We start from the raw sequence: 20,853 nt of genomic DNA, 5'->3' as shown, positions 1-20,853 counted from the left end.
ATTTAGTAGTATCTCCTTTTACTTCTACATCATTTATTATTTGTTTATTATATTTTTCTTGAAAATGAGTATTAAATATAAAGAATAATATTAAAAATATAGTCGAGAATATTCCGACACAGATAATAAAAATTTTTTGTTCATAGTTATCCCCCTCAATGTTATTGTATCACTTTTATATATAAAATCAATGTTATAATTGGAATAAAATGGTAAATATGATATTATAGAAGATGTTAGAAAAATGAATTTCTTTTTTCACAGAGTAATGGTGTTAGATATAATAAACTGATTAATTTTATCTTAATTTATAAAGAGTAAAAAATTATTTTATAAAATCTTCCCTGTAAAATGTTTTAGCACTTTACTCCTTTAACCATAAATATAGAAGTTAAGAATTTTTTGATTTAATGGTAGTGAAAAAAGATAGTATATTAAAATTTGTAAAAAACTTATTAAAGGACATATTATGTTGGAAATAACTATAAAAAATTTACATGATACGGAGCGTTTAGCACATATAGTGGCTGACAGCATAGATAATAAATTGTTACTTATGCTTAATGGGGATTTAGCTGCCGGAAAAACTACATTTACGAAATATTTAGCACAGAATTTAGGCGTAAAACAAGTCGTTAACTCACCAACGTTCAATATAATGAAAGAGTATAAATCAAATAAAGGAAATTTATATCATATTGATGCGTATCGACTGGAAAATAGTAGTGAAGACTTAGGGTTTGAGGAAATTTTTTACGAAGATAATATTTGTATTATCGAATGGGGGGAGTTTATTGAAGAATATCTTCCTATGGAGCGTTTAGTATTTAATATAACATTGCACGAAGATGAACGTGTTATTACTATTTTTAGTGACGATGAGTATCACAATCGTATAGTAGAAAGGATAAAAGAAGAATGGTTAGTTTAGTAGTGGAGGCATCAAATAGCTTTCTTTCGGTAGCATGTCTTAAAAATGATAAAGTGTTGGCAGAAAGAAATATATCATGCTCCAATAATTTATCATCAATTATTTTAACAGAAATAGACAGATGTTTAAATATGGCAGGTGTAACCAAAAAGGATTTAAAGGAAATAATATCAAGTAAAGGCCCGGGCTCTTACACAGCGATACGAGTTGTCGCTGCTGTTTGTAAGACATTTTCTTATGCACTAAAGATACCTATTAAAGTTATTTCCAGTTTGAAGTTACAAGCATTGATTGAATATGAAAGTGATAAGCTGATTGTACCTGTTATTGATGCAAGACGTGGAAGTGTTTTTGGAGCTGCATATAAACGAGAAGGTAATGATTTAGTAGAGGTATTGGAAGAAAGTTATTATACACTTGTTGAATTAAATGACTTTATTTTATCACAAAATATACCTACTATATACGTGGGAAAAGATGTAGAAAAATTATCAGATAAATTATTGGATAACACGTTGATATCAATTAATACTGATGCTATAAAAGCAGCAAATATATTAAAAATATATAATTATTTAGAAAAAAGTGATTGTTTTAATATGACACCGCAGTATTTAAGAAGAACAGAGGCAGAAAGGGAATTAAAAAATGATAAAAGTAAATAAAGTAGATATAAATAATTTAGATGTATTATCAAAAATAGATATTGATAATTTTGATGATGCGTGGACAAAAAGTATGTTCAAAACAGAGTTGGAACATGAAAATTCGGAGTATTTCGGTTTGTTTAATGATGACGAAATAATCGGTTTTTGTGGGGGATGGTTGGTTGCGGATGAGTATCAAATCAATAAAATTGTTATTGATAAACCACATAGAAATAAAAAATTAGGGCAAATCTTTTTTACATACGTAATGCAATTTATGAAATTAAAAGGTGTTAAGAAAGCCCTAGTAGAGGTAAGAGTTAGTAATATGCCTGCCATTACTGTTTATGAGAAAGCAGGTTTTCAGACGATTGATATGAGAAAAAATTACTATAAAAATAACGGTGAAAATGCTTATGTAATGGTAAGGGATTTTAGCAATGAAAGATATTAATATATTAGCGATAGAAACCAGTTGTGATGAAACAAGTGTTGCTGTTGTAAGAAATGGTAAAGAAGTTTTATCCAATATTGTAAGTTCTCAAATAGATACACATAAACAGTTTGGGGGTGTTGTCCCTGAAATTGCCAGTCGTCAGCATATAGAGGTTGTAATTCAAATAGTTGAGGAAGCATTAGATGAAGCGGAAGTAATTTTAGATGAAATAGATGCAATATGTGTAACACAAGGTCCGGGATTAATAGGTTCGCTTTTAGTCGGCGTTAATGTTGCTAAAACATTGAGTTATACTCTTGATAAACCGTTAATTGGAGCACATCATATTGCCGGGCATATTTATGCGAGTGATATTGATAATAATATTGTTTATCCGTCATTAGCACTTGTTGTTAGTGGTGGGCATACAGAACTTGTTTATTTAAAAGATGAACTTGATTTTGAAATTATCGGCTCCACTCATGATGATGCAGTTGGTGAAGCGTATGATAAGGTTGCTCGTCAATTAAATTTAGAATATCCGGGAGGGACAAAAGTAGATAAGTTGGCGAAATTTGGTGAAGATAAATATAAATTTCCACGGGCAATGATTGATAGTGACGATTACCATTTTAGTTTTTCGGGAATGAAATCTGCTGTAATAAACTTTGTTCATAATGCCAAACAACGTGGAGATAAGATAGTTTTTGCAGACTTGGCATGTAGTTTTCAAACGGCGGTAGTCGACGTCCTTATTACAAAAACAAGAAAAGCGATAGAAAATTTTGACGTAAAACAGTTAATACTTGCAGGAGGTGTCGCCGGCAATAGTGAATTACGCTTGCAAGTTTTAAACTTAGAGAAAGAATTAGGAATAGAAGTATTAATACCAAAAATGAGTTATTGCAGTGATAACGCAGCGATGATAGGAGCGGTAGGATATTACTATTACAAACATAAACTATTTGCAGATCCGTTGTCATTAAATGCAAGATCAACATTAGATTTGGAAGAGATAAGAAAGTAGAAAATAAATTTAGTTATATTTTATTAAAAGCCATTGTGATGATTATTTTTTTTGAAACTTTATTTCTAAAAAATAGAGAAATAAACTAAAAGTGATTTTGATTTTATTTGACCTTTATTTATGATACAATGGATTGAATAGATATTAGGAGGCGGATGTTATGGAGAATATATATTTAGACTATGCAGCTACATCAAAAAAACATTTTGATATAATAGAGAAAAATTTAAAATTATTAAAGGAAATTTATGCTAATCCCAGCAGTAGTCATACCTTAGGGAAAAAAAATGCAAAATTAAAGAAAGAAGCACAGCAAAAAATAGCATATTCAATCAACGCACAACCCGAGGAAATTATTTTTACTTCCGGAGGGACAGAAAGTAATAATACTGTATTTAATCATGTTTTTAACCGTTTTAAAAGTGGGGAGATTATTATTTCTGAAATAGAGCATCCATCGGTAAAAGCTAGTGCCAGACATTTAGAACATTTCGGTTTTACAGTAATTGAGTTGGCAGTCGGAAAAAATGGTATGGTTAGTTTAGAAGAACTGGAAGATAAAATAACGGATAATACGGTACTTATTTCTATTATGTTTGCAAATAATGAAACGGGTGTTTTAAATCCGATTAAAGAAATTTCAAAATTAATATCGGGTAAAAATATTTTATTACATAGTGATATTGTTCAAGCATTTGCTAAAATTGAAATTGATGTAAAAGATTTAGGGGTAGATTTTGCTTCGGTATCTGCACATAAAATAGGTGCATTAAATAATTTCGGTTTTTTATATGCTAAAAACGGTATAGTTGAGCCTTTTATTTTAGGCGGCGGTCAGGAAAACGGTTTACGCTCAGGAACCAGTGATGTTTTGGGGGCATTAACATTAGCCGACAGTATTGATGAAACTTTAAAGACCGTTCCATATTTAAGAGATTTAAAAAATTATTTTATTGAAAAATTAGAAAAAAATAATGTAGAGTTTGAAGTGAACGGGGCAATAGAATATTCATTACCAAATATATTAAATATTTACTTTAAAAATATTGAATCGCAGCGTTTGATTACTTATCTTGATGCTAATGAAGTATATATTTCCGGCGGTTCGGCGTGTAGTTCCGGTAATATTAAAGGTAGCAAAATAATTACACAGATGTATAATATAGAGCGTGCGGCTCATTCTGTCAGAATAAGTGTGGGCTTTGATGTTGATAAAAAAATGATAGACAATGTTATTAATAAAATAGTATATCTTGAACAAAAAATTAAAGAAAGGAATAAATGATGAACGGAAAAAAAGTAGTTGTTGGTATGAGTGGAGGTGTTGATTCATCAGTTACAGCATACCTTCTGAAACAACAAGGTTACGAAGTTACCGGAGTTTTTATGAAAAACTGGGAAGAAAAAGATAATCATGGTGTTTGTGTCGCAGAAAAAGATTATAAAGATGTAATAAAAGTATGTGAGCAATTAGAGATACCGTACTACTCAATAAATTTCGAAAAAGAATATTGGGATAAGGTGTTTACGTATTTTTTAGATGAATATAAAAAAGGACGTACCCCTAATCCTGATATTATGTGTAATAAAGAAATTAAGTTTAAGGTTTTTTTAGAATATGCTGAAGACTTAGGTGCTGATTATGTGGCAACCGGTCATTATGCCCGTCTACAAGATAAAAATGGTGAACGATTGTTACTTCGTGGTGTTGATAGTAACAAAGATCAAACTTATTTCTTATCGCAGTTAAAACAAGATCAAATAAAAAATATATTATTTCCTATAGGAGAGCTTGAAAAAAAAGAAGTTAGAAAAATTGCCGAAACAGCAGGACTTGCTACTGCGAAGAAAAAAGATTCAACCGGAATTTGTTTTATTGGTGAGAAGAATTTTAGAACATTTTTATCACAATATCTCCCGGCAAAAAGTGGAAAAATGATTGATCTTGATGGTAATATCCGTGGAGAACATGCAGGGCTTATGTATTATACTATAGGTCAACGTCATGGGTTAGGTATTGGTGGAACAAAAGATACAGATGGAGAAGCATGGTTTGCTTGTGGAAAAGATTTGGAAAATAATATACTATATGTTTGCCAAGGTTTTCATAATGAATATTTGTATTCAGATAGTCTGTTTGCTAGCGGGTTATCATTTACAACCAAAGAAGAACTACCGAAAAACTTTAGCTGTACGGCAAAATTTCGTTATCGTCAGCAAGATACCGCTGTTGATGTTGAAGTATTAGAAGAAGGAAAGGTTAAAGTAACATATAAAGAGCCTGTAAGAGCGGTAACACCGGGACAAGCTGTTGTCTTTTATAACGGAGATGTTTGTTTAGGTGGTGCAACAATTGATGAAGTATATAAAAACGGAAAAAGATTACAGGTGTAATGCAAAACAGAGAAAAGAATAATTTAATAAACTAGCCCCCCTAAATAGGTTTAGGAAGCTAGTTTTTCTATACATATTCTATCTTTTTGAGCAAATTTCTATATTTTTATATAGTTTCCTATACCAATTTTTGTTGCTTTTTTTATTATTGCTTCGGAGGTAGCTACATCTAAAACGGCACTACCTACAGATTTGAAGAGTGTGATTTCATCATTATTTTCTCTACCGCTAACTTTTTTTGAAATTAGTTCTCCTAACTCACCGGTAAAAGATGACTTATTGATCATTTTTTCTTTTAAAGCCAGTAAAATATCTCCGGCTTCACTTAATACTCCATTATTTGTATCAAAGAAAATTTTATCAGCTCGAGTTGTTATTTTCGGAGGAAGTTCAATCATTTCAGGGGTGTAAGAACCGATACCGTTTATATGGGTACCAAGTTTTATAAAGTCCGAATTAAAAGTAGGTGTAGTAGAGGTAGTTACTGTAGTTATAATATCAGCATCGATAATTGCAGTATTTGAATTTTCTAATGCAATTATTTTGGTATTAAAATGTTTGAAGTCATTATTAATTAATTCAACAAATTTTTTAGTTTTTTCAAAATTTCGACCGACAACACGAAGTTCATCCAGTTTTCTAATGGTAAGCATAGCATGTGCTTGTTCATATGCTTGTCCGCCTGTTCCGATTAATACAGCAATTCTACTATTTTTTTTAGCAAGTAAGTCTGTAGCGGCTCCTTGTAATGCAGCCGTACGTAGCTGTGTTAAGTAAGTGCCGTCTAAAAGACCGGAGATAATACCGGTTTTTGAATTAAAAACAAGCATTGTTGCAGGAACGGAAGGAAGATTATTTTTTACGTTATCAGGATAAACAGATACGATTTTTATACCGAGAGAATCGTTTTCACCACTAATACAGGCAGGCATAAAAAGTGCTTGTCCGTTATATTTATCAATGTTTAAATTTGTTCGTAACGGGACGATTGCATTTTTATTTGAATAATTTTTAAGTGCTTCTTTACTAATTTCAATTGCCTCTTTCATTGTTATACATTTTTTAATGTCTTCTTTTGTTAAAATAATCATATTAAAACTCCTAACTGAATTTTATATTTATATAAGTTAAATATATACTGAAATAACCTTTAGGTCAATAGTACAATTTTTATTTAGTAAAAATTTTATATTAAATACAATTTATTATAAACTGAAAAAATAATATAAATAAGTTTTTTTAAGTTTATGAAATGTATTTTAAATGAAATATAGGTATTTATACTTTAAATATAAAAAATAACTTAAAAAAACTTGCAAAAACTTAAAATTAATGATAATATATAAGTGTAAATAATTAATCAAGGAGATAAAATAATGATAAAACATTTGTTTTTAGATATGGATGGAACTTTATTAAATAGTGAAGGAATCATAAGTAATAGTACGGTAAAATTGTTAAAAAAATGCAAATACCACTTACGTTAGTATCGGCAAGGGCACCTATGGAAATGGAAGATACAATAAATAAATTGGATTTGAATTCAATTCATGTGGCATTTAATGGTGGATTGATTTATGAAGTGAATAATGGCAAAAAAATATTTTATATAAAAAATATTTACAATTTAGCGTTGCAAGAGAATTAGCACTTGTATTAAGAGAGCAGTTTCCAAAATTAAGTATTAGTGTTTATGATGAAGAAAATTGGAATACCGACATAATCGATGATGGAATACTTTACAAACAAAATATTACCAAAAAGGATTTTAATATAGTAAACTTTAAAGAGTATTTCAATAATTATCACGAAGTATTTAAGTTAATGTTAATAACTTTTGATGATAATGAAATGGAAAAAATAAATAATTTTTTAGCAAAATATAGCGACAAAAATATTAGTGTTTTACGTTCAGGCAAAAATCATTTGGAAATAACCCATTCGCTGGCAATGAAATCTACGGGAATAAAATTTATTCAATATTTAAAAAATATAACAAAAAAAGATTGTGTTGCCTTTGGTGATGGGCACAATGATATTCCAATGTTCGAATGTACTGAGTATAGGGTAGTGATGGATAATGCACTAGCAGATATAAAAAAATATGCAAATTTTGTTACAAAATCTAATGATAAAGATGGGGTCGTGTATGCTATAAAAAAATATGTAAAATATTTGTAAGGAGCAGAAAATGTATCAAGCACAACGTTTGGAAAAAATAATGGAATTACTAAGCAAAAAAGGTGTAGTATCAGCTAAAGAAGCGGTTGAATATTTAGGGGTATCGAGAGATACAATTCGTCGTGATTTTTTGATTTTAGGAGAGCGTGATGATGTGCAAAGGACACATGGTGGTCTTATAAAACAAAAAGAGAGTGCTCATGTAAGCTCATATAATGAAAGATTGAAAATGTTAACGCCGGGAAAAAAAGAAATAGCGTATAAAGCAAAAAAAATGATAAAAGAAGAAGGTGTATATTTTTTAGGTGCTTCTACAATAATAGAGAAGTTAGCACAATTGATAAAAGAAAAAATTATTGTTTATTCACATTCATTAGATGTAGCGATGGTTTTAGCTGGTAATGATAATATTAATTTTAATCTTATCGGCGGAAAATTTTTCAATAAAAATAGATTTTACTATTCACCGGAAAGTACGGAAATTTTAAAAAATATTAGTTTTGATATTGTATTTATTGGGGCAGCCGGGGTTAAAAATGGCGTTATAACCCTTGACGATTATGAAGATGTTGCAATAAAAAAATTGGTATTAAAAAATGCCAAAATAAAGGTACTTTTGGCAGAAATATCGAAATTTGAAAAAAGTGCTAATTTTATTTTGGGAGATATAACAGAGTTTGATTATTTAATAACAGATAAAGAGCCGAGTGCAGAACTTTTAAAACTATTAGGAGAAAAAGTACAAGTAATTTATTAAAAAACATTATGATATTTAATTGAAATTTTATAGATTAATTTATATGACGTGTATAATTTATAAAATATATTAATTATTAAGAGCCGGATTTAAGTTAAAAACTTTATCTGGTTTTCTTATATATTTGAATCACTCTCTTTTTTGATTCTGTGTTAAATATGGTGTATAAAAATACTGAGCAAATTTTTTCAAATTAGAAAAGTTTACTTCACAGAGATAGGTACAGTTAATATCCTATAAAATCTATATCTATATTACCACTGGTATTAGTTATATTAAGATTTTTTAAAGAAGAATTAGAATTGGTATTGTTTTTGTTATTTATATTTTTATTAAAATTTTCTTCTTTATCACTAATTTTAGTTTTAATATTACCGGATATATTTTTTAAAGAAAGTTTTTTATTAATTTTAATTTCATTTATAATAATATTACCGCTGGTTGATTCAGAAATAAAATTGTCTATAATATTGTTACTATTCGAAAATTCAATATTGCCGCTAGTTGTTTTAGAATCAATATTTTTGGAAACAATGTTGTCAAATATTATATTACCACTGGTAGTTGTAATATTGGTAGAACCGGAATTTATGATATCTTTTAGCAATACATTGCCGCTAAGGTTATAAATATCTAATTTATTATTTTCTGCTTTTATATTATTTAGCCGGATATTACCGCTTTTACTATTTAAGTTAATATTGTTTGTATTTAACTTTGATAAATTAATATCTCCACTAATATCGTTTATCTGAATATCCTTAAAATGTAGATCTTTAAGTGAAATATTACCGTTGATATTTTTTATAGAAAGATTGACAAGCAGTTCTTTTGGTATTTTTAATTTTATGTAATGATTATTAAAATTAAAGCCAAAATCAAATGAAAAATTAAACCATTTTTCTTTATAGGTATCTTTAATTAATAGAATATCAGCATTTTCTTCTATACTAAAGTAAAAATTTTTTCCCTCACGATATTCAACTTCTATTTTATCACTATTAGAAGGTTCGATATCAATATCTGATTTAGTAACATGAAATTTTAAATTTTTAAGATTTTTTGATTCGATGGCATGATATTTAGGCGGTTTTGTTTCGCCCGCAAGTGGTAATTTATTTCCATTTAAAATAAAAGCTAATAATATTAGTATTATTCCAAGACTGGAAAATATAATCGCTATTTTTAGTAATTTTCTCATAATTAATCAATCTCCTTTTTGAAAACTTTCTCAAATATATATTTAAAAGTCCAGCCATTATTCTTAAATAATTTTCTCAGTTTTATTAAACCGTAAATTATAAAAAGAGAAAAACCTATAGTTATAAAACCGATACCGGCAGTAAATAAGGCTGAGTAAATATTTTCTTCAGAAAAGTAAAATGGTATAGATATAATTATAAGAATTCCCCAGATAAAAAATCCAATAATACCAACTATAAAACCTAATATCATCATGATTAAACAGAAAAATAAACCAAAAGCTATCATTAATAGCGAAAACCAAATTGGAAAGCAAATAATTAATAAAATAATTTCCAATGCTGAAAAAGATTTATTAGGTAAAAATCTCCAAGTTTTATTTTTGGGAACAATTTTATGTTCAACTATTGTCTGGTTTATAATATCATCAATAGTTCCAAAATTACTTATTGCTTCTTCCTCGCTAAACCCATCTTCAACAGCATCATCAATCATTTCATTGAAGTAGTTAATACTTTTTTCAATATCCAATTTTGATAAATACTTTTTTAATTTTTTTCTAAGTAAATAATTAAAAGTTTCTTTGTTCATAACTTTCTTCTCCTAAAATAAATTCATAAGCCTTTTGTATTGCTTGCCAGCTAGTAAGAAAATCATCAATTTTTTTTAATCCTATATCGGTTATCTTATAATATTTTCTTAATCTACCATTATGCTCCACGCTGTAGGATAACACGGAATTATTATTTTCCAATCTTTTTAATATAGGATAAAGAGTAGATTCTGTTATTGGAATTATTAGAGAAACATCTTTTACTATTTTGTACCCATAAGATTCAGAATTTCGTAGTGATGCAAGAACACAAATATCAAGTATACCCCGTTTTAATTGTGTATTCATTGGAATATCTCCTTTCATAGAATATTATATGATACATAGTATTATGTTGTCAATAATATAGTCAAAATAATATAGATAATATACAATAATATTTATTTATATATATTTCAGTATTTTTTTATGATTACAGCTAGTAAAACAAAGAAATCGGTTTATATTTTTTGCGTATTTTTTATGTCAGGCATTAATGTTGAAATTTAATAATAATAATGAGATAATATAGTAACAAACAAAAACAAGGAGGAGAAACATTATGAAAGGATTTGCAATGAAAAAAATAGGAGAAATCGGATGGATAGAAAAAGAACGTCCTAAATGTGGACCAACGGATGCAATTATTCGTCCTTTAGCATTATCTCCATGTACTTCTGATGTTCATACAGTATGGGAAGGTGCAATCGGTGAAAGAGAAGATATGATCTTAGGACATGAAGGTTGCGGTGTTGTTGAAGAAGTTGGAGAAATGGTAAAAGATTTTAAACCGGGAGATAGAGTTATGGTGGCGGCTATTACGCCGGATTGGAATTCTTTAGAGGCTCAAGCCGGTTTTGCAATGCACTCTGGTGGAATGTTGGCAGGATGGAAATTCTCTAACTTCAAAGATGGTATGTTTGGGGATTATTTCCATGTTAATGATGCAGATGGTAATTTAGCACTTATTTCTGAAGGAGTAACTATAGAAGAAGCATGTATGCTTTCTGATATGGTTCCAACAGGTTTCCATGGTGTAGAATTAGCAGATGTACAATTTGGAGATACCGTTCTTGTGGTAGGTATAGGTCCTGTAGGGTTAATGGCAGTTGCCGGAGCAAATTTAAGAGGGGCATCAAGAATTATTGCTGTAGGAACAAGACCAATTTGTCGTGAAGTTGCTAAAAAATATGGTGCAACAGATTTTATAGGATATAAAGATGGAAGTATTGATGAACAAGTTCTAGCATTAACTAACGGACAAGGTGTTGATAAAGCTATTATAGCCGGTGGTGGTGTTGAAACTATGGAACCGGTAGTTAAATGCTTAAAACCGGGTGGTAAAATAGGAAATGTAAACTACCTAGGAAAAGGAACATATATTAATATACCTCGTGTAGAATGGGGCGTTGGTATGGGACATAAACAAATATTAGGCGGTTTGATGCCGGGAGGTAGATTGCGTTTAGAAAAATTAGCACGTTTAATTCAATGTGGAAAACTTGATGTAACTCATCTACTGACTCATAAGTTTTATGGTTTTGATAAAGTAGAAGATGCATTATTGCTGATGAAAGAAAAACCGAAAGATTTGATAAAACCGGTTGTAATATTAGAAAAAGAATAGTTGACAATAATAAGGGGCTGACCCAAAAGCTAAAAATTCTAATAGAATTTACTTATTAGTAGTTAGCCGTAGTGGTTCATTGATTTGGGAATATGCTTAAAAAAGATTTTATTAAATCAATGAACTATTAATGAACTGTATGGGCGACTTGGCAAAATTGATTTTTAACGAAATCATGATTTTAAGTCGCTCTTTTTTTATAAAAGTGGTGGTGAGAATATGAAGATTATTTTAGTTTCCGGTTTCTTAGGTGCCGGGAAAACAAGTTTTATAAAAGAATTAGTAAAACAAACTAAACAAAAATTTGTCATATTAGAAAATGAATTTGGTGAATTAAATCTTGATGCTAAAGAATTGAGAAATGAACTGGAAGTTGATGAGAATATGAAAGTTTGGGAATTAACTGAAGGGTGTATTTGTTGTTCTTTAAATTTAGATTTTACTCATTCTGTTTTAACAATAGCTAATACATTAAATCCTGATTATTTAATAATTGAACCTAGTGGAGTGGCAATGATTAGCAACCTCATAAGAAATTTCAAAAAAATAAGTTACGAGAGAATTGAACTTGGAGCACCTATAGTTATTATTGATGCACAAAATTACAAAAATACATTTAAAAAATATAAAACTTATTTAGATGATCAATTAAAATATTCCAGTGTTTGTGTTTTGAGTAAATCAGAAAACTTAAGTGAGGAAGATTTTTTAACAATAAAAAATGAATTGAAAATCAGAGATAATATAAAATATAATTTGAAACATTATAGTAAATGGGAAAAAGATTTTTGGTTTGAAATTTTGAATATAAAAACTTTAGCAAAAGAAAAAGATAATAAATTAGAGCTTGTTTTTAAAACAGTACAACATGTAAATGGTGCTGAAAAACTAGAGCAACTAAGTTTAGATAAGATAAATATTAATTCTTTAAATACATTATCTTTGATATTATTGCTGTTGATAAGTGGTAAATTTGGAGAAATAGAGAGAGTAAAAGGATATTTTTCAATAGGAGAAAATGGTTTTAAATTTGATGTAGTAGGAGAAAATTATATTATAACGGGTTGTGAAGAAAATTCCGATAGCAAAGTTGTCGTTATTGGAAAAAATCTTGAGAAAAAACAAATAGAAAATCTATTTAAAAATTTTTAATAAAGTAATTAATATATTAAGTGTGACCATTGTTACACTTTATTTTATAACTTTTCATATAAAAATAAAATTTATCTATCTGATGAATTGAAAAAAACAATCTATAGTTGATAATGGGAATATTATAAAAGTATAGGAAAAATTATTAAATTTAGTAAGTGATAAATAAGAAAAAAGTAAGAGAAAATTTTACATAAATAGCTTCTTATTATATCAATTATGGTGTAGATAGTAACGGAAGTAAAAAAATGTCTTGACATTAAATAATAAAAATTGTATAATATAAATTGTTCTGATTACGGCGGCTGTGGCGAAGTGGTTAACGCATCGGATTGTGGTTCCGACATTCGAGGGTTCGATTCCCTTCAGCCGCCCCATTAAAATTTGATAACTGAATAAGGCGGCTTAGCCAAGTGGTAAGGCATGGGTCTGCAAAACCCTGATCACCGGTTCAAATCCGGTAGCCGCCTCCAAGTATTAACATCTTTTTAGATGTTTTTTATTTTTTTCAAAATTATGAATACGTTTAACTTTTTTCTAGCTATCTTTATAGAAATGTGATAGAATAATTTTTGACTGATATAATATATCAAATAATTTTAAGGAGTAATAGTTATGAAACGATTATTGTTAACTATTTTTAGTGTAATATTTATTTTTAGTATTGTTGGTTGTTCAGCAAAACAGGAAAACAAGAAACAGGAAAATAAAGTTATTAAGATGGGGTTTGTTCCGCTTAAAAATAGTGAAAAATTAATTGAAGATGTACAACCTATAGCAGATTATCTGAGTGAAAAACTTGGAGTAAAAGTAGAGGCCTTTACTGCCAGCAGCTATATCGGTGTTGTAGAGGGAATCGGAAGTGGAAGTGTTGATTTTGGTATTATCCCGCCATTTTCTGCATTGTTGGCACAAAAACAAAGTAATGCTGTACCATTATTAACATCAAAAGGTGCAACAGGAAAACCGGGATATTATGCAGATTTATATGTAAGAAAAGATTCTGGAATTAAATCATTGCAAGATGTTAAAGGGAAAAAGGTAGCTTTTGTAGACCCGTCTTCGTCATCGGGTTATATCTACCCGGGTGCAATGTTGGTAGAAGCCGGGTTGGATCTTAGTAAAGATATTACTTATCAATTTAGTGGAGGACACGATAAAAGTTTACAACTTTTATTAAATAAAGATGTTGATGTTATTGGAACTTTTGATGGAGTACCTGAGAAATATGCGAAAGATTTCCCTAATGCGTTAACTGATATAGAAAAACTGAAATCAAGTGATTTGATACCGGGAATTATGGTCACGGCTTCTAGTAAAATGGATAATGAATTACAACAAAAATTGAAACAAGCATTGCAGGATATAGAAAAAGATCCTAAAATGAGTGAATTATTTAAAAAAATGTTTAATATTACAGGTTTTCAAGAAGTTGATAAGGATTCATATAAAAAAGTAGAAGACACAGCTAAAATAATGAATGTGGATTTAGATAAAGTAAAATAATAAATAAAAAGGTTATTTCAAAATAAGATGTTGGCTTAAAAGTTAAAAATTCTAATAAAATTTACTTATTAGTAGTTAGATGTGGTGGTTTGTTGATTTGGCAGTTCGCTTTAAAGAGTTTTTTTAAAATCTAATGAACTATGGATGCCCTGCAAAATTGATTTTCAATCATGATATTTGGGGAATTTATTTTATTTTGAAGTAATTCTTTTTTTGGCTCTTTATCAAATATGAAGTATGGAAAAAATTTCATTCCTATATTTGATAAAGAGCTTTTTCATTAACTAACTTTAAAGTAATAATTGTATAGTTACACAGAAAGTGAATTTTGAGTATCTTAGTAAGATAAAATGAAATATCACAATAATATGGAACAAAAATTTTACGTAATCTTAGGAAGATAATATAAAATAAAAAATTTTATTATTGATATATCATGAGTTTTGACAATGAGTGCAAGCAATGGTATTATAATAAGATAGATAGGAAATAATTTAGACTAACTTCAGGGGAAAAAAGTAGTGTTAGAATTTAATAATTATATAAAAAAAATAAACAAAAATACTTCTTTAGAGTTGGATTTTAAAATTGATAAAGGAGAAATTTTATCAATTATAAGTGATAGCTCGGAAGGTTTAAATATTATTAAAGAATCTTTTCAAAATAGAACAAAATATAAAGGAAATATTCTTTTTGATAGCAAAAAAATAGAAAAAGAAAAAATAATATTTATTGATGATTATGGTTTTTATGGAAATATAACTGTGCTAAAAAATCTGAAACAGATGTTGACTATTTTCAAAATAGGATATAATGCTGAAAAATTAAAAGAAAAATTACAGTTGTTAAGTATAGATGAAAATAAGAAATATAAAAATTTAGAAAAAAAAGAAAAAATAAAATTTCATATTTTATTTTCGCTGCTTATTAAACAAAAATTATTAGTAATAGAAGATATAGATAATTCTCTAACAAAAGAGGATAAAATTGTTATAAAAAATTTGTTGTTAACTGAAAAAAGTAGAAAAACAACAGTAGTTATTTTAGACATAATGTTAAATAAATTAACAGAATTGGCAAATACTGTCATCGTAATTTCTAATTGTGAAAAATCATATTATGGTTTACTGAAAGATTTGTTAATAATAAAAAAATTGGCAGCTGTCACAGTTTCTCATCAAGATGATTTAGAAATTATTCTGCAAGATTATCAATATACAATTTACAATGATGAAGAAATTGTTGTAAGGGAAGAAGTGCTGGAAGATATAGTTTATGAATTATTGAAAAATAATATTGAAGTATATCAGATTAGAAATCTTGGAGAAAAAATAAAATTATATGAAGAAGGTGATTAAAAATGTTACAAATAGAATTTGCAAAAATATTTAAACGAAAATTTAATTATCTTTTCGGGATAATCACCTTACTTATTGGTTCTTTTTTAAGTTATAGATTAAATAGTATCTCCCAGTTTTTTGAAATATCTGAGATTGAAACAATCTTCAATGTGATTATTAAAATTATCTTGGTGCTTGTTATTTTTATAATGGGAATAAACTATATTTATTCATATCGTGAGGATTATAAAACAAAAGTTGTAACTTTATTAGAAGTTAGAAAAGTAAAATCCGTTAGAGATTTTTTCGCAGTGTTTGCTAATTTAGTATATTTTTTTCTTTATAACGTTGTCGTTTTATTAGGAGTTTTTTCTGTTCTTTTCTTAAAGAAAAGGGATATTCTGGTAAAAATAGTACAAGATTTATTGACAAATGGGCATTTATTAGCATATATTGTTCAACTATTTATGTTGTTATTATTTGCTAATTTGATATTTTTATTGGCACTTTCGTTGTTTAATAATACAAATTTGGCAATTTCATTATCATTATTATACTTTATAGGTTCAGGGGTTCTTGTAAAAGTTCTAAGTGAAAGATTGTCTGAAACTTATAGTAATCTTTTAAATAACAGTATTTTTAATGTTTTTGATAAGGAATTTAATAGCTTAGACTATAATGTGACTTTTGAAATAAATACTTTCTTACCATTAGGGTTAAATATAATAGGATTAGTAATAGTAATATTTATAATAAAAATTTTTAAAAAAGTAATAGATTAAAGGAGAGTTTTAATGGATTCGCAGGTTTTAGTTCAATATGCAATTGTATTATTTAGTTTGATTATATTGGAAGGTTTGTTATCAGCTGATAATGCCATTGTTCTTGCGATAATGGTAAGGCATCTACCGCTAAAAGAACAAAAACATGCTTTAATGTACGGATTAGCTGGAGCGTTGTTTTTTAGGATAATTGCCATTTTTTTAATTACCATTTTAGCACAGTATTGGGAAATTCAGGTAATAGGTGGTGTGTATCTAATTTACATGGCTATTAGTCATATAAAGGAATTTTTTGATAAAAGAAAACGTCCGGAAGAACACCACCATGAAGAAAAAAAACCTAAAAAACAAAGTGGATTTTGGCTAACGGTACTAAAGGTTGAGTTAACGGATATCGCATTTGCTATTGACTCGATTTTAGCAGCAGTTGCCATAGCGATAACATTACCTCATATTTCCGAGACGGCAATAGGTGGAATTAATTTAGGGCAGTTTCTGGTAATGGTAATAGGTGGTTTTATTGGTGTTATTATTATGAGATATGCAGCTAATATTTTTATAAGGGTACTTGAAAAAAAACCGGGTTTAGAAATTGCAGCATTTCTTATTGTTGCGTGGGTAGGTATAAAACTATTTGTTATAGCAGCGGCTCATCCGGCATTAGCATTGATTCCTGAACATTTTCCTCATTCAACATTATGGACTATAATATTTTGGGCAGTATTATTAGGATTATTAATCTGGGGTGTATTAATATCGGATAAATTTGAAACAAAAAGAATTTAAAAATGAAAACTTAAGCGACAAAAATTGCTTGAGTTTTTTTGTGTGATTTTTTATAAACTACTTGATTTTCTTTTGAAAATATCGTATTATATATTTTGTGTTAACAATATTATTAAACTTGATGTTTAATAATAAAAAACTTTAATAACAATAAGTTTACTATTATAAAACTTTTATAAATATGAGTTTTATAATAGTAAAATTTATGGAAGGATTTAATATGTATTCAATTGGTGAAAGATTAAAAAGACTCAGAATTCAAAAAAATCTAACACAAGAAGAACTTGGGGAACGAACTGATCTTACAAAAGGTTATATTTCTCAGGTAGAAAGAGATTTAGCATCGCCATCTATGGAAACTTTTTTTAACATATTAAAAGTATTAGGATGTGCACCGAAAGATTTTTTCGATAAAGAAAGTGCAAGTCAAAAAGTATATTACTCATTAGATGACCAAACTAGTTATGCAGAAACTGATGAGGGGTACGAGCTTAAATGGTTAGTGCCGGAATCTAATGAAAAAGAAATGGAATCTTTAATACTGACTTTAGAGAGTGATAGCAGTTATAAAACTTTCGATCCGTCAGAATCAGAAACGTTGTGTTATGTTTTGAGAGGAAAATGTAAATTAATGCTTGGTGATGATGAATTTATAGCTAAAGCGAATGAATCATTTTATTTTTTGGCTACATCAGAACATCGATTATCAAATCCGTTTGATGAAAAATGTGAAATTCTTATAGTAGCGACAAATTCATATTTATAAAAGGAGAGAAAAATGACGAATATTGTGGAATTTAAAAATGTATCAATGGCTTTTGGGGATATGAAAGTACTAAAAAATATTGATTTAGAAATAGAAAAGGGTAAATTTTATACTTTGTTAGGCCCAAGTGGTTGTGGGAAGAGTACCATTTTGAAATTAATCGGAGGATTTCTTAGTCCGACAACAGGAGATGTTTTACTGGATAATAAAGTGGTTAACGATTTGCCTGCTAATAAGCGTCATGTAAATACTGTATTTCAAGATTATGCACTGTTTCCTCATATGAATGTATATGAAAACGTAGCTTTTGGTTTGAAAATAAAAAAGATAAATAAAGAGATTATAAAGAAAAAAGTAAAAAAAGCACTTAAACAAGTAAATTTATCAGGTTTTGAAAAGCGTGATATTAATGAAATGAGTGGCGGACAAAAACAACGTGTTGCTATTGCACGTGCTATTGTTAATGAGCCTGAAATTATATTGCTTGATGAATCCCTATCAGCACTTGATTTAAAGTTGCGACAAGAGATGCAGTATGAATTGCGTGAACTTCAACAACAAACAGGAATTACGTTTATTTATGTGACTCATGATCAGGAAGAGGCATTAGCGATGAGTGATTATATTTTTGTAATGAATCATGGGAAAATAGAACAAAGCGGGACACCGTTAGATATTTATGATGAACCCGTTAATCGTTTTGTAGCTGATTTTATTGGAGAGTCTAATATCGTTAATGCTGTTATGTTAGATGATTATTTGGTAGAAATTTACGGGAAAGAATACGAATGTGTTGATGCCGGTCTTGACAAAAATAAACGCGTTGAAGTTGTAATCCGACCGGAAGATTTAGAAATTACAGCGGAGGATAAAGGAAAAATCAAAGTACTTGTTGATACACAATTATTCCGTGGCGTACATTATGAAATTTGCTGTTTAGATGATCAATATAACGAATGGATTGTTCATTCGACAAAAGCTGCAAAACCGGGGAGTGCCGTAAGTTTAAATTTTGAACCGGAAGCAATACACATTATGGTACCCGGAGAAACTGAAGAAGAGTTTGATGCACGACTTGAGTCGTATGAAGAAGAGGAGGAATAAAAATGTTCAATAAAAAAACACGTTCATTTTTTATGATTCCTTATATAATGTGGCTACTATTATTTGTTGTTTTTCCTATCTTACTTATTGTATATTATTCATTTCATGATATAAGCGGTAATTTTACATTTAGTAACTATAGTATATTCTTTAGCAGCACTTATGTTTTAATGACGTTATATAGTTTTTGGTACGCATTTTTAATCACAATTATATGTCTTATTATAAGTTACCCACTCGCATTTATTATTAGTAAAAGTAAATATAGTGAATTGCTTTTACTATTTATCATAATGCCGACATGGATTAATATTTTACTAAAGACGTATGCTTTTTTAGGTTTATTCGGTGAATATGGGACTGTTAACAGTTTTTTAGAATATCTTGGGGTTGGTACGCAGAGTTTGTTGTTTAACTCATTTAGTTTTGTTTTTGTATCAAGCTATATTTATTTACCGTTTATGTTATTACCGATATATAATTCAGTAGTCGGTATTAATAAAAATTTAATTGAGGCATCATATGATCTTGGAGCAGATTTTAAAACAACATTTAGGAAAGTTATCTTTCCATTAAGTATTAATGGTGTAAAAACCGGTATTCAAGTAACATTTATACCGGCATTATCATTATTTATGATTACACGTTTAATAGCCGGTAATAAAATTATTAATCTTGGAACGGCGATTGAAGAACATTTTTTAGTAACTCAAAACTGGGGACTTGGTTCAACGATCGCAGTATTTTTAATAGTTGTAATGGGGATTATTATGATATTAACAAATACAAAAGATAAGACAAGTATAGGAGGTAGAAAATAATGAAATTAGGCTCTAAAATATATTTAGTAACTATTTTTGCTATTTTGTATATTCCGTTGATTTATTTAACATATTATTCATTTAATGCCGGAAAAACGATGATTAATTTTGATGGTTTTTCTCTGGTTCATTATACGGAGTTATTTAAAAACAGTCGTATGCTTATAATTGTTATTAATACAGTGGTAGTTGCATTGTTGTGTGGATTGTTTTCAGCAATTTTTGGAACATTGGGAGCGTTGGGAATTTATTCTTTAAAATCAAAAAAGAGACGTAACAGCTATCTTGTTGGAAATAATATTCTAATTATCAGTCCGGATGTGATTATTGGGTGTTCATTTTTATTAATGTTTACATTTATTTCAAAACAATTTGGTATTGATAATATCCAAGGTTTTTGGTCAGTATTATTATCACATATTGCTTTTAGTATTCCGATTGTTGTATTAATGGTACTACCAAAATTATATGAAATGCCACATTCTATAGTTAATGCGGCGATTGATCTCGGGGCAAATTATAAACAAGTATTAAGTCAAATAGTTATTCCATATATTACTCCGGGGATAATGGCAGGTTTTTTTATGGGGTTAACTTATTCACTTGATGATTTTGCTGTAACATTTTTTGTAACCGGAAATGGATTTCAAACATTATCAGTAGAAATTTATTCAATGGCACGTCAAGGCATAAGTCTTCAAATCAATGCTTTATCAACAGTATTATCAGTTTTTGTAGTTGTAGCGGTATTAATTTACTATATCTTGAATACAAGTAAATTAAAAAGGGAGGTAAAGTAGC

General features: G+C 28.6%; 22 protein-coding genes, 2 tRNA genes and 1 pseudogene. 21 read left to right on the top strand and 4 right to left on the bottom strand.

Translation table 11 applies throughout. The annotated features are described in order from the left end of the window. Window positions 1-469: 469 nt before the first annotated feature. The 6 genes from tsaE (at window position 470) to mnmA (ending at window position 5,435) form a co-directional block, all read left to right on the top strand. A complete protein-coding gene (gene tsaE / locus AXE85_RS05945; RefSeq protein WP_062173901.1) occupies window positions 470-931 on the top strand; it encodes a tRNA (adenosine(37)-N6)-threonylcarbamoyltransferase complex ATPase subunit type 1 TsaE in 462 nt (153 codons plus the stop codon). Continuing rightward, a complete protein-coding gene (tsaB, locus tag AXE85_RS05940) occupies window positions 919-1,596 on the top strand; it encodes a tRNA (adenosine(37)-N6)-threonylcarbamoyltransferase complex dimerization subunit type 1 TsaB (protein WP_062173899.1) in 678 nt (225 codons plus the stop codon). Before tsaE ends, tsaB begins: the two co-directional genes overlap by 13 nt. After that, on the top strand, window positions 1,580-2,032 hold the full coding sequence (gene rimI / locus AXE85_RS05935; RefSeq protein ID WP_062173897.1) for a ribosomal protein S18-alanine N-acetyltransferase: 453 nt from the start codon (window positions 1,580-1,582) through the stop codon (window positions 2,030-2,032). The genes tsaB and rimI overlap by 17 nt, the downstream gene beginning before the upstream one ends. After that, on the top strand, window positions 2,019-3,041 hold the full coding sequence (tsaD, locus tag AXE85_RS05930; protein WP_062173895.1) for a tRNA (adenosine(37)-N6)-threonylcarbamoyltransferase complex transferase subunit TsaD: 1,023 nt from the start codon (window positions 2,019-2,021) through the stop codon (window positions 3,039-3,041). Before rimI ends, tsaD begins: the two co-directional genes overlap by 14 nt. Before the next feature lie 160 nt (window positions 3,042-3,201). Then, window positions 3,202-4,326 carry a cysteine desulfurase family protein gene (locus AXE85_RS05925; RefSeq protein ID WP_062173894.1) on the top strand — a complete coding sequence of 375 codons (1,125 nt, stop codon included), beginning with the start codon at window positions 3,202-3,204 and terminating at the stop codon, window positions 4,324-4,326. Beyond that, window positions 4,323-5,435: a tRNA 2-thiouridine(34) synthase MnmA gene (gene mnmA, locus AXE85_RS05920; RefSeq protein ID WP_062173891.1), complete on the top strand. Its 1,113-nt coding sequence runs from the start codon at window positions 4,323-4,325 to the stop codon at window positions 5,433-5,435. The genes AXE85_RS05925 and mnmA overlap by 4 nt, the downstream gene beginning before the upstream one ends. A 98-nt stretch (window positions 5,436-5,533) precedes the next feature. Here mnmA and AXE85_RS05915 read toward each other — a convergent pair whose 3' ends face one another. Then, window positions 5,534-6,526 carry an ornithine cyclodeaminase gene (locus tag AXE85_RS05915; protein ID WP_062173889.1) on the bottom strand — a complete coding sequence of 331 codons (993 nt, stop codon included), beginning with the start codon at window positions 6,524-6,526 and terminating at the stop codon, window positions 5,534-5,536. 285 nt (window positions 6,527-6,811) lie between these two features. Here AXE85_RS05915 and AXE85_RS08410 point away from each other — a divergent pair. From AXE85_RS08410 to AXE85_RS05905, 3 genes and pseudogenes are all read left to right on the top strand, one after another. After that, window positions 6,812-7,083, top strand: a pseudogene (locus AXE85_RS08410) (HAD hydrolase family protein). Then, window positions 7,038-7,616: an HAD-IIB family hydrolase gene (locus tag AXE85_RS08290; protein ID WP_082729132.1), complete on the top strand. Its 579-nt coding sequence runs from the start codon at window positions 7,038-7,040 to the stop codon at window positions 7,614-7,616. Before AXE85_RS08410 ends, AXE85_RS08290 begins: the two are co-directional and overlap by 46 nt. A gap of 10 nt (window positions 7,617-7,626) precedes the next feature. Continuing rightward, window positions 7,627-8,373, top strand: a complete 747-nt coding sequence (locus AXE85_RS05905) for a DeoR/GlpR family DNA-binding transcription regulator (RefSeq protein ID WP_062173885.1) — start codon at window positions 7,627-7,629, stop codon at window positions 8,371-8,373. A 226-nt stretch (window positions 8,374-8,599) separates the two neighbouring features. On the opposite strand, the gene AXE85_RS05900 is transcribed toward AXE85_RS05905, so the two are convergent. From AXE85_RS05900 to AXE85_RS05890, 3 genes are read right to left on the bottom strand one after another with little or no spacing between them, the layout of a single operon-like run. Then, window positions 8,600-9,574, bottom strand: coding sequence for a DUF4097 family beta strand repeat-containing protein (locus tag AXE85_RS05900; protein ID WP_062173883.1), 975 nt, complete (start codon window positions 9,572-9,574; stop codon window positions 8,600-8,602). 2 nt (window positions 9,575-9,576) lie between these two features. Continuing rightward, window positions 9,577-10,167 (bottom strand): DUF1700 domain-containing protein, encoded by a 591-nt coding sequence (locus AXE85_RS05895; protein WP_062173882.1) that lies wholly within the window; start codon window positions 10,165-10,167, stop codon window positions 9,577-9,579. Further along, a complete protein-coding gene (locus AXE85_RS05890; protein ID WP_062173880.1) occupies window positions 10,148-10,477 on the bottom strand; it encodes a PadR family transcriptional regulator in 330 nt (109 codons plus the stop codon). Before AXE85_RS05890 ends, AXE85_RS05895 begins: the two co-directional genes overlap by 20 nt. Before the next feature lie 253 nt (window positions 10,478-10,730). On the opposite strand from AXE85_RS05890, the gene AXE85_RS05885 reads away from it, so the two are divergent. The 12 genes from AXE85_RS05885 (at window position 10,731) to AXE85_RS05830 (ending at window position 20,852) form a co-directional block, all read left to right on the top strand. After that, window positions 10,731-11,795 (top strand): NAD(P)-dependent alcohol dehydrogenase, encoded by a 1,065-nt coding sequence (locus AXE85_RS05885; protein ID WP_062173878.1) that lies wholly within the window; start codon window positions 10,731-10,733, stop codon window positions 11,793-11,795. A gap of 219 nt (window positions 11,796-12,014) precedes the next feature. Then, window positions 12,015-12,947 carry a CobW family GTP-binding protein gene (locus AXE85_RS05880; protein ID WP_062173876.1) on the top strand — a complete coding sequence of 311 codons (933 nt, stop codon included), beginning with the start codon at window positions 12,015-12,017 and terminating at the stop codon, window positions 12,945-12,947. Between the two features lie 301 nt (window positions 12,948-13,248). Next, window positions 13,249-13,324: transfer RNA gene (locus AXE85_RS05875), tRNA-His, on the top strand. Between the two features lie 22 nt (window positions 13,325-13,346). Further along, window positions 13,347-13,420: transfer RNA gene (locus AXE85_RS05870), tRNA-Cys, on the top strand. Window positions 13,421-13,562: 142 nt separating this feature from the next. After that, a complete protein-coding gene (locus AXE85_RS05865; protein WP_062173874.1) occupies window positions 13,563-14,453 on the top strand; it encodes a phosphate/phosphite/phosphonate ABC transporter substrate-binding protein in 891 nt (296 codons plus the stop codon). Window positions 14,454-14,974: 521 nt separating this feature from the next. Continuing rightward, window positions 14,975-15,811 (top strand): hypothetical protein, encoded by an 837-nt coding sequence (locus AXE85_RS05860; RefSeq protein WP_062173872.1) that lies wholly within the window; start codon window positions 14,975-14,977, stop codon window positions 15,809-15,811. Between the two features lie 2 nt (window positions 15,812-15,813). Then, window positions 15,814-16,575: an iron ABC transporter permease gene (locus tag AXE85_RS05855; RefSeq protein ID WP_062173870.1), complete on the top strand. Its 762-nt coding sequence runs from the start codon at window positions 15,814-15,816 to the stop codon at window positions 16,573-16,575. Window positions 16,576-16,587: 12 nt separating this feature from the next. Continuing rightward, on the top strand, window positions 16,588-17,361 hold the full coding sequence (locus AXE85_RS05850; protein WP_062173868.1) for a TerC family protein: 774 nt from the start codon (window positions 16,588-16,590) through the stop codon (window positions 17,359-17,361). A 220-nt stretch (window positions 17,362-17,581) separates the two neighbouring features. Further along, window positions 17,582-18,127 (top strand): helix-turn-helix domain-containing protein, encoded by a 546-nt coding sequence (locus tag AXE85_RS05845; protein ID WP_062173866.1) that lies wholly within the window; start codon window positions 17,582-17,584, stop codon window positions 18,125-18,127. A 12-nt stretch (window positions 18,128-18,139) separates the two neighbouring features. Further along, on the top strand, window positions 18,140-19,231 hold the full coding sequence (locus AXE85_RS05840) for an ABC transporter ATP-binding protein (protein ID WP_062173864.1): 1,092 nt from the start codon (window positions 18,140-18,142) through the stop codon (window positions 19,229-19,231). 2 nt (window positions 19,232-19,233) lie between these two features. Beyond that, window positions 19,234-20,052 (top strand): ABC transporter permease, encoded by an 819-nt coding sequence (locus AXE85_RS05835; RefSeq protein WP_062173862.1) that lies wholly within the window; start codon window positions 19,234-19,236, stop codon window positions 20,050-20,052. Next, on the top strand, window positions 20,052-20,852 hold the full coding sequence (locus AXE85_RS05830; RefSeq protein ID WP_062173860.1) for an ABC transporter permease: 801 nt from the start codon (window positions 20,052-20,054) through the stop codon (window positions 20,850-20,852). The genes AXE85_RS05835 and AXE85_RS05830 overlap by 1 nt, the downstream gene beginning before the upstream one ends. Window position 20,853: the final 1 nt, after the last annotated feature.

The organism is Gemella sp. oral taxon 928 (genome assembly GCF_001553915.1).
Taxonomy (GTDB): Bacteria; Bacillota; Bacilli; order Staphylococcales; family Gemellaceae; genus Gemella; species Gemella massiliensis.
Note: the sequence above shows the minus strand (reverse complement) of the source record. Positions and strands in the feature narration are given on the sequence as shown.

Bases quoted from the DNA above. Each gene is read 5' to 3' on its own strand.
- AXE85_RS05835 (WP_062173862.1), top strand. From the start codon at position 19,234: ATGTTCAATAAAAAAACACGTTCATTTTTTATGATTCCTTATATAATG.
- AXE85_RS05925 (WP_062173894.1), top strand. From the start codon at position 3,202: ATGGAGAATATATATTTAGACTATGCAGCTACATCAAAAAAACATTTT.
- rimI (WP_062173897.1), top strand. From the start codon at position 1,580: ATGATAAAAGTAAATAAAGTAGATATAAATAATTTAGATGTATTATCA.
- AXE85_RS05900 (WP_062173883.1), bottom strand. From the start codon at position 9,574: ATGAGAAAATTACTAAAAATAGCGATTATATTTTCCAGTCTTGGAATA.
- tsaD (WP_062173895.1), top strand. From the start codon at position 2,019: ATGAAAGATATTAATATATTAGCGATAGAAACCAGTTGTGATGAAACA.
- tsaE (WP_062173901.1), top strand. From the start codon at position 470: ATGTTGGAAATAACTATAAAAAATTTACATGATACGGAGCGTTTAGCA.
- AXE85_RS05865 (WP_062173874.1), top strand. From the start codon at position 13,563: ATGAAACGATTATTGTTAACTATTTTTAGTGTAATATTTATTTTTAGT.
- AXE85_RS05830 (WP_062173860.1), top strand. From the start codon at position 20,052: ATGAAATTAGGCTCTAAAATATATTTAGTAACTATTTTTGCTATTTTG.
- AXE85_RS05845 (WP_062173866.1), top strand. From the start codon at position 17,582: ATGTATTCAATTGGTGAAAGATTAAAAAGACTCAGAATTCAAAAAAAT.
- mnmA (WP_062173891.1), top strand. From the start codon at position 4,323: ATGATGAACGGAAAAAAAGTAGTTGTTGGTATGAGTGGAGGTGTTGAT.
- AXE85_RS05880 (WP_062173876.1), top strand. From the start codon at position 12,015: ATGAAGATTATTTTAGTTTCCGGTTTCTTAGGTGCCGGGAAAACAAGT.
- AXE85_RS05895 (WP_062173882.1), bottom strand. From the start codon at position 10,167: ATGAACAAAGAAACTTTTAATTATTTACTTAGAAAAAAATTAAAAAAG.
- AXE85_RS05915 (WP_062173889.1), bottom strand. From the start codon at position 6,526: ATGATTATTTTAACAAAAGAAGACATTAAAAAATGTATAACAATGAAA.
- tsaB (WP_062173899.1), top strand. From the start codon at position 919: ATGGTTAGTTTAGTAGTGGAGGCATCAAATAGCTTTCTTTCGGTAGCA.
- AXE85_RS05905 (WP_062173885.1), top strand. From the start codon at position 7,627: ATGTATCAAGCACAACGTTTGGAAAAAATAATGGAATTACTAAGCAAA.
- AXE85_RS05890 (WP_062173880.1), bottom strand. From the start codon at position 10,477: ATGAATACACAATTAAAACGGGGTATACTTGATATTTGTGTTCTTGCA.
- AXE85_RS05850 (WP_062173868.1), top strand. From the start codon at position 16,588: ATGGATTCGCAGGTTTTAGTTCAATATGCAATTGTATTATTTAGTTTG.
- AXE85_RS05840 (WP_062173864.1), top strand. From the start codon at position 18,140: ATGACGAATATTGTGGAATTTAAAAATGTATCAATGGCTTTTGGGGAT.
- AXE85_RS05885 (WP_062173878.1), top strand. From the start codon at position 10,731: ATGAAAGGATTTGCAATGAAAAAAATAGGAGAAATCGGATGGATAGAA.
- AXE85_RS05855 (WP_062173870.1), top strand. From the start codon at position 15,814: ATGTTACAAATAGAATTTGCAAAAATATTTAAACGAAAATTTAATTAT.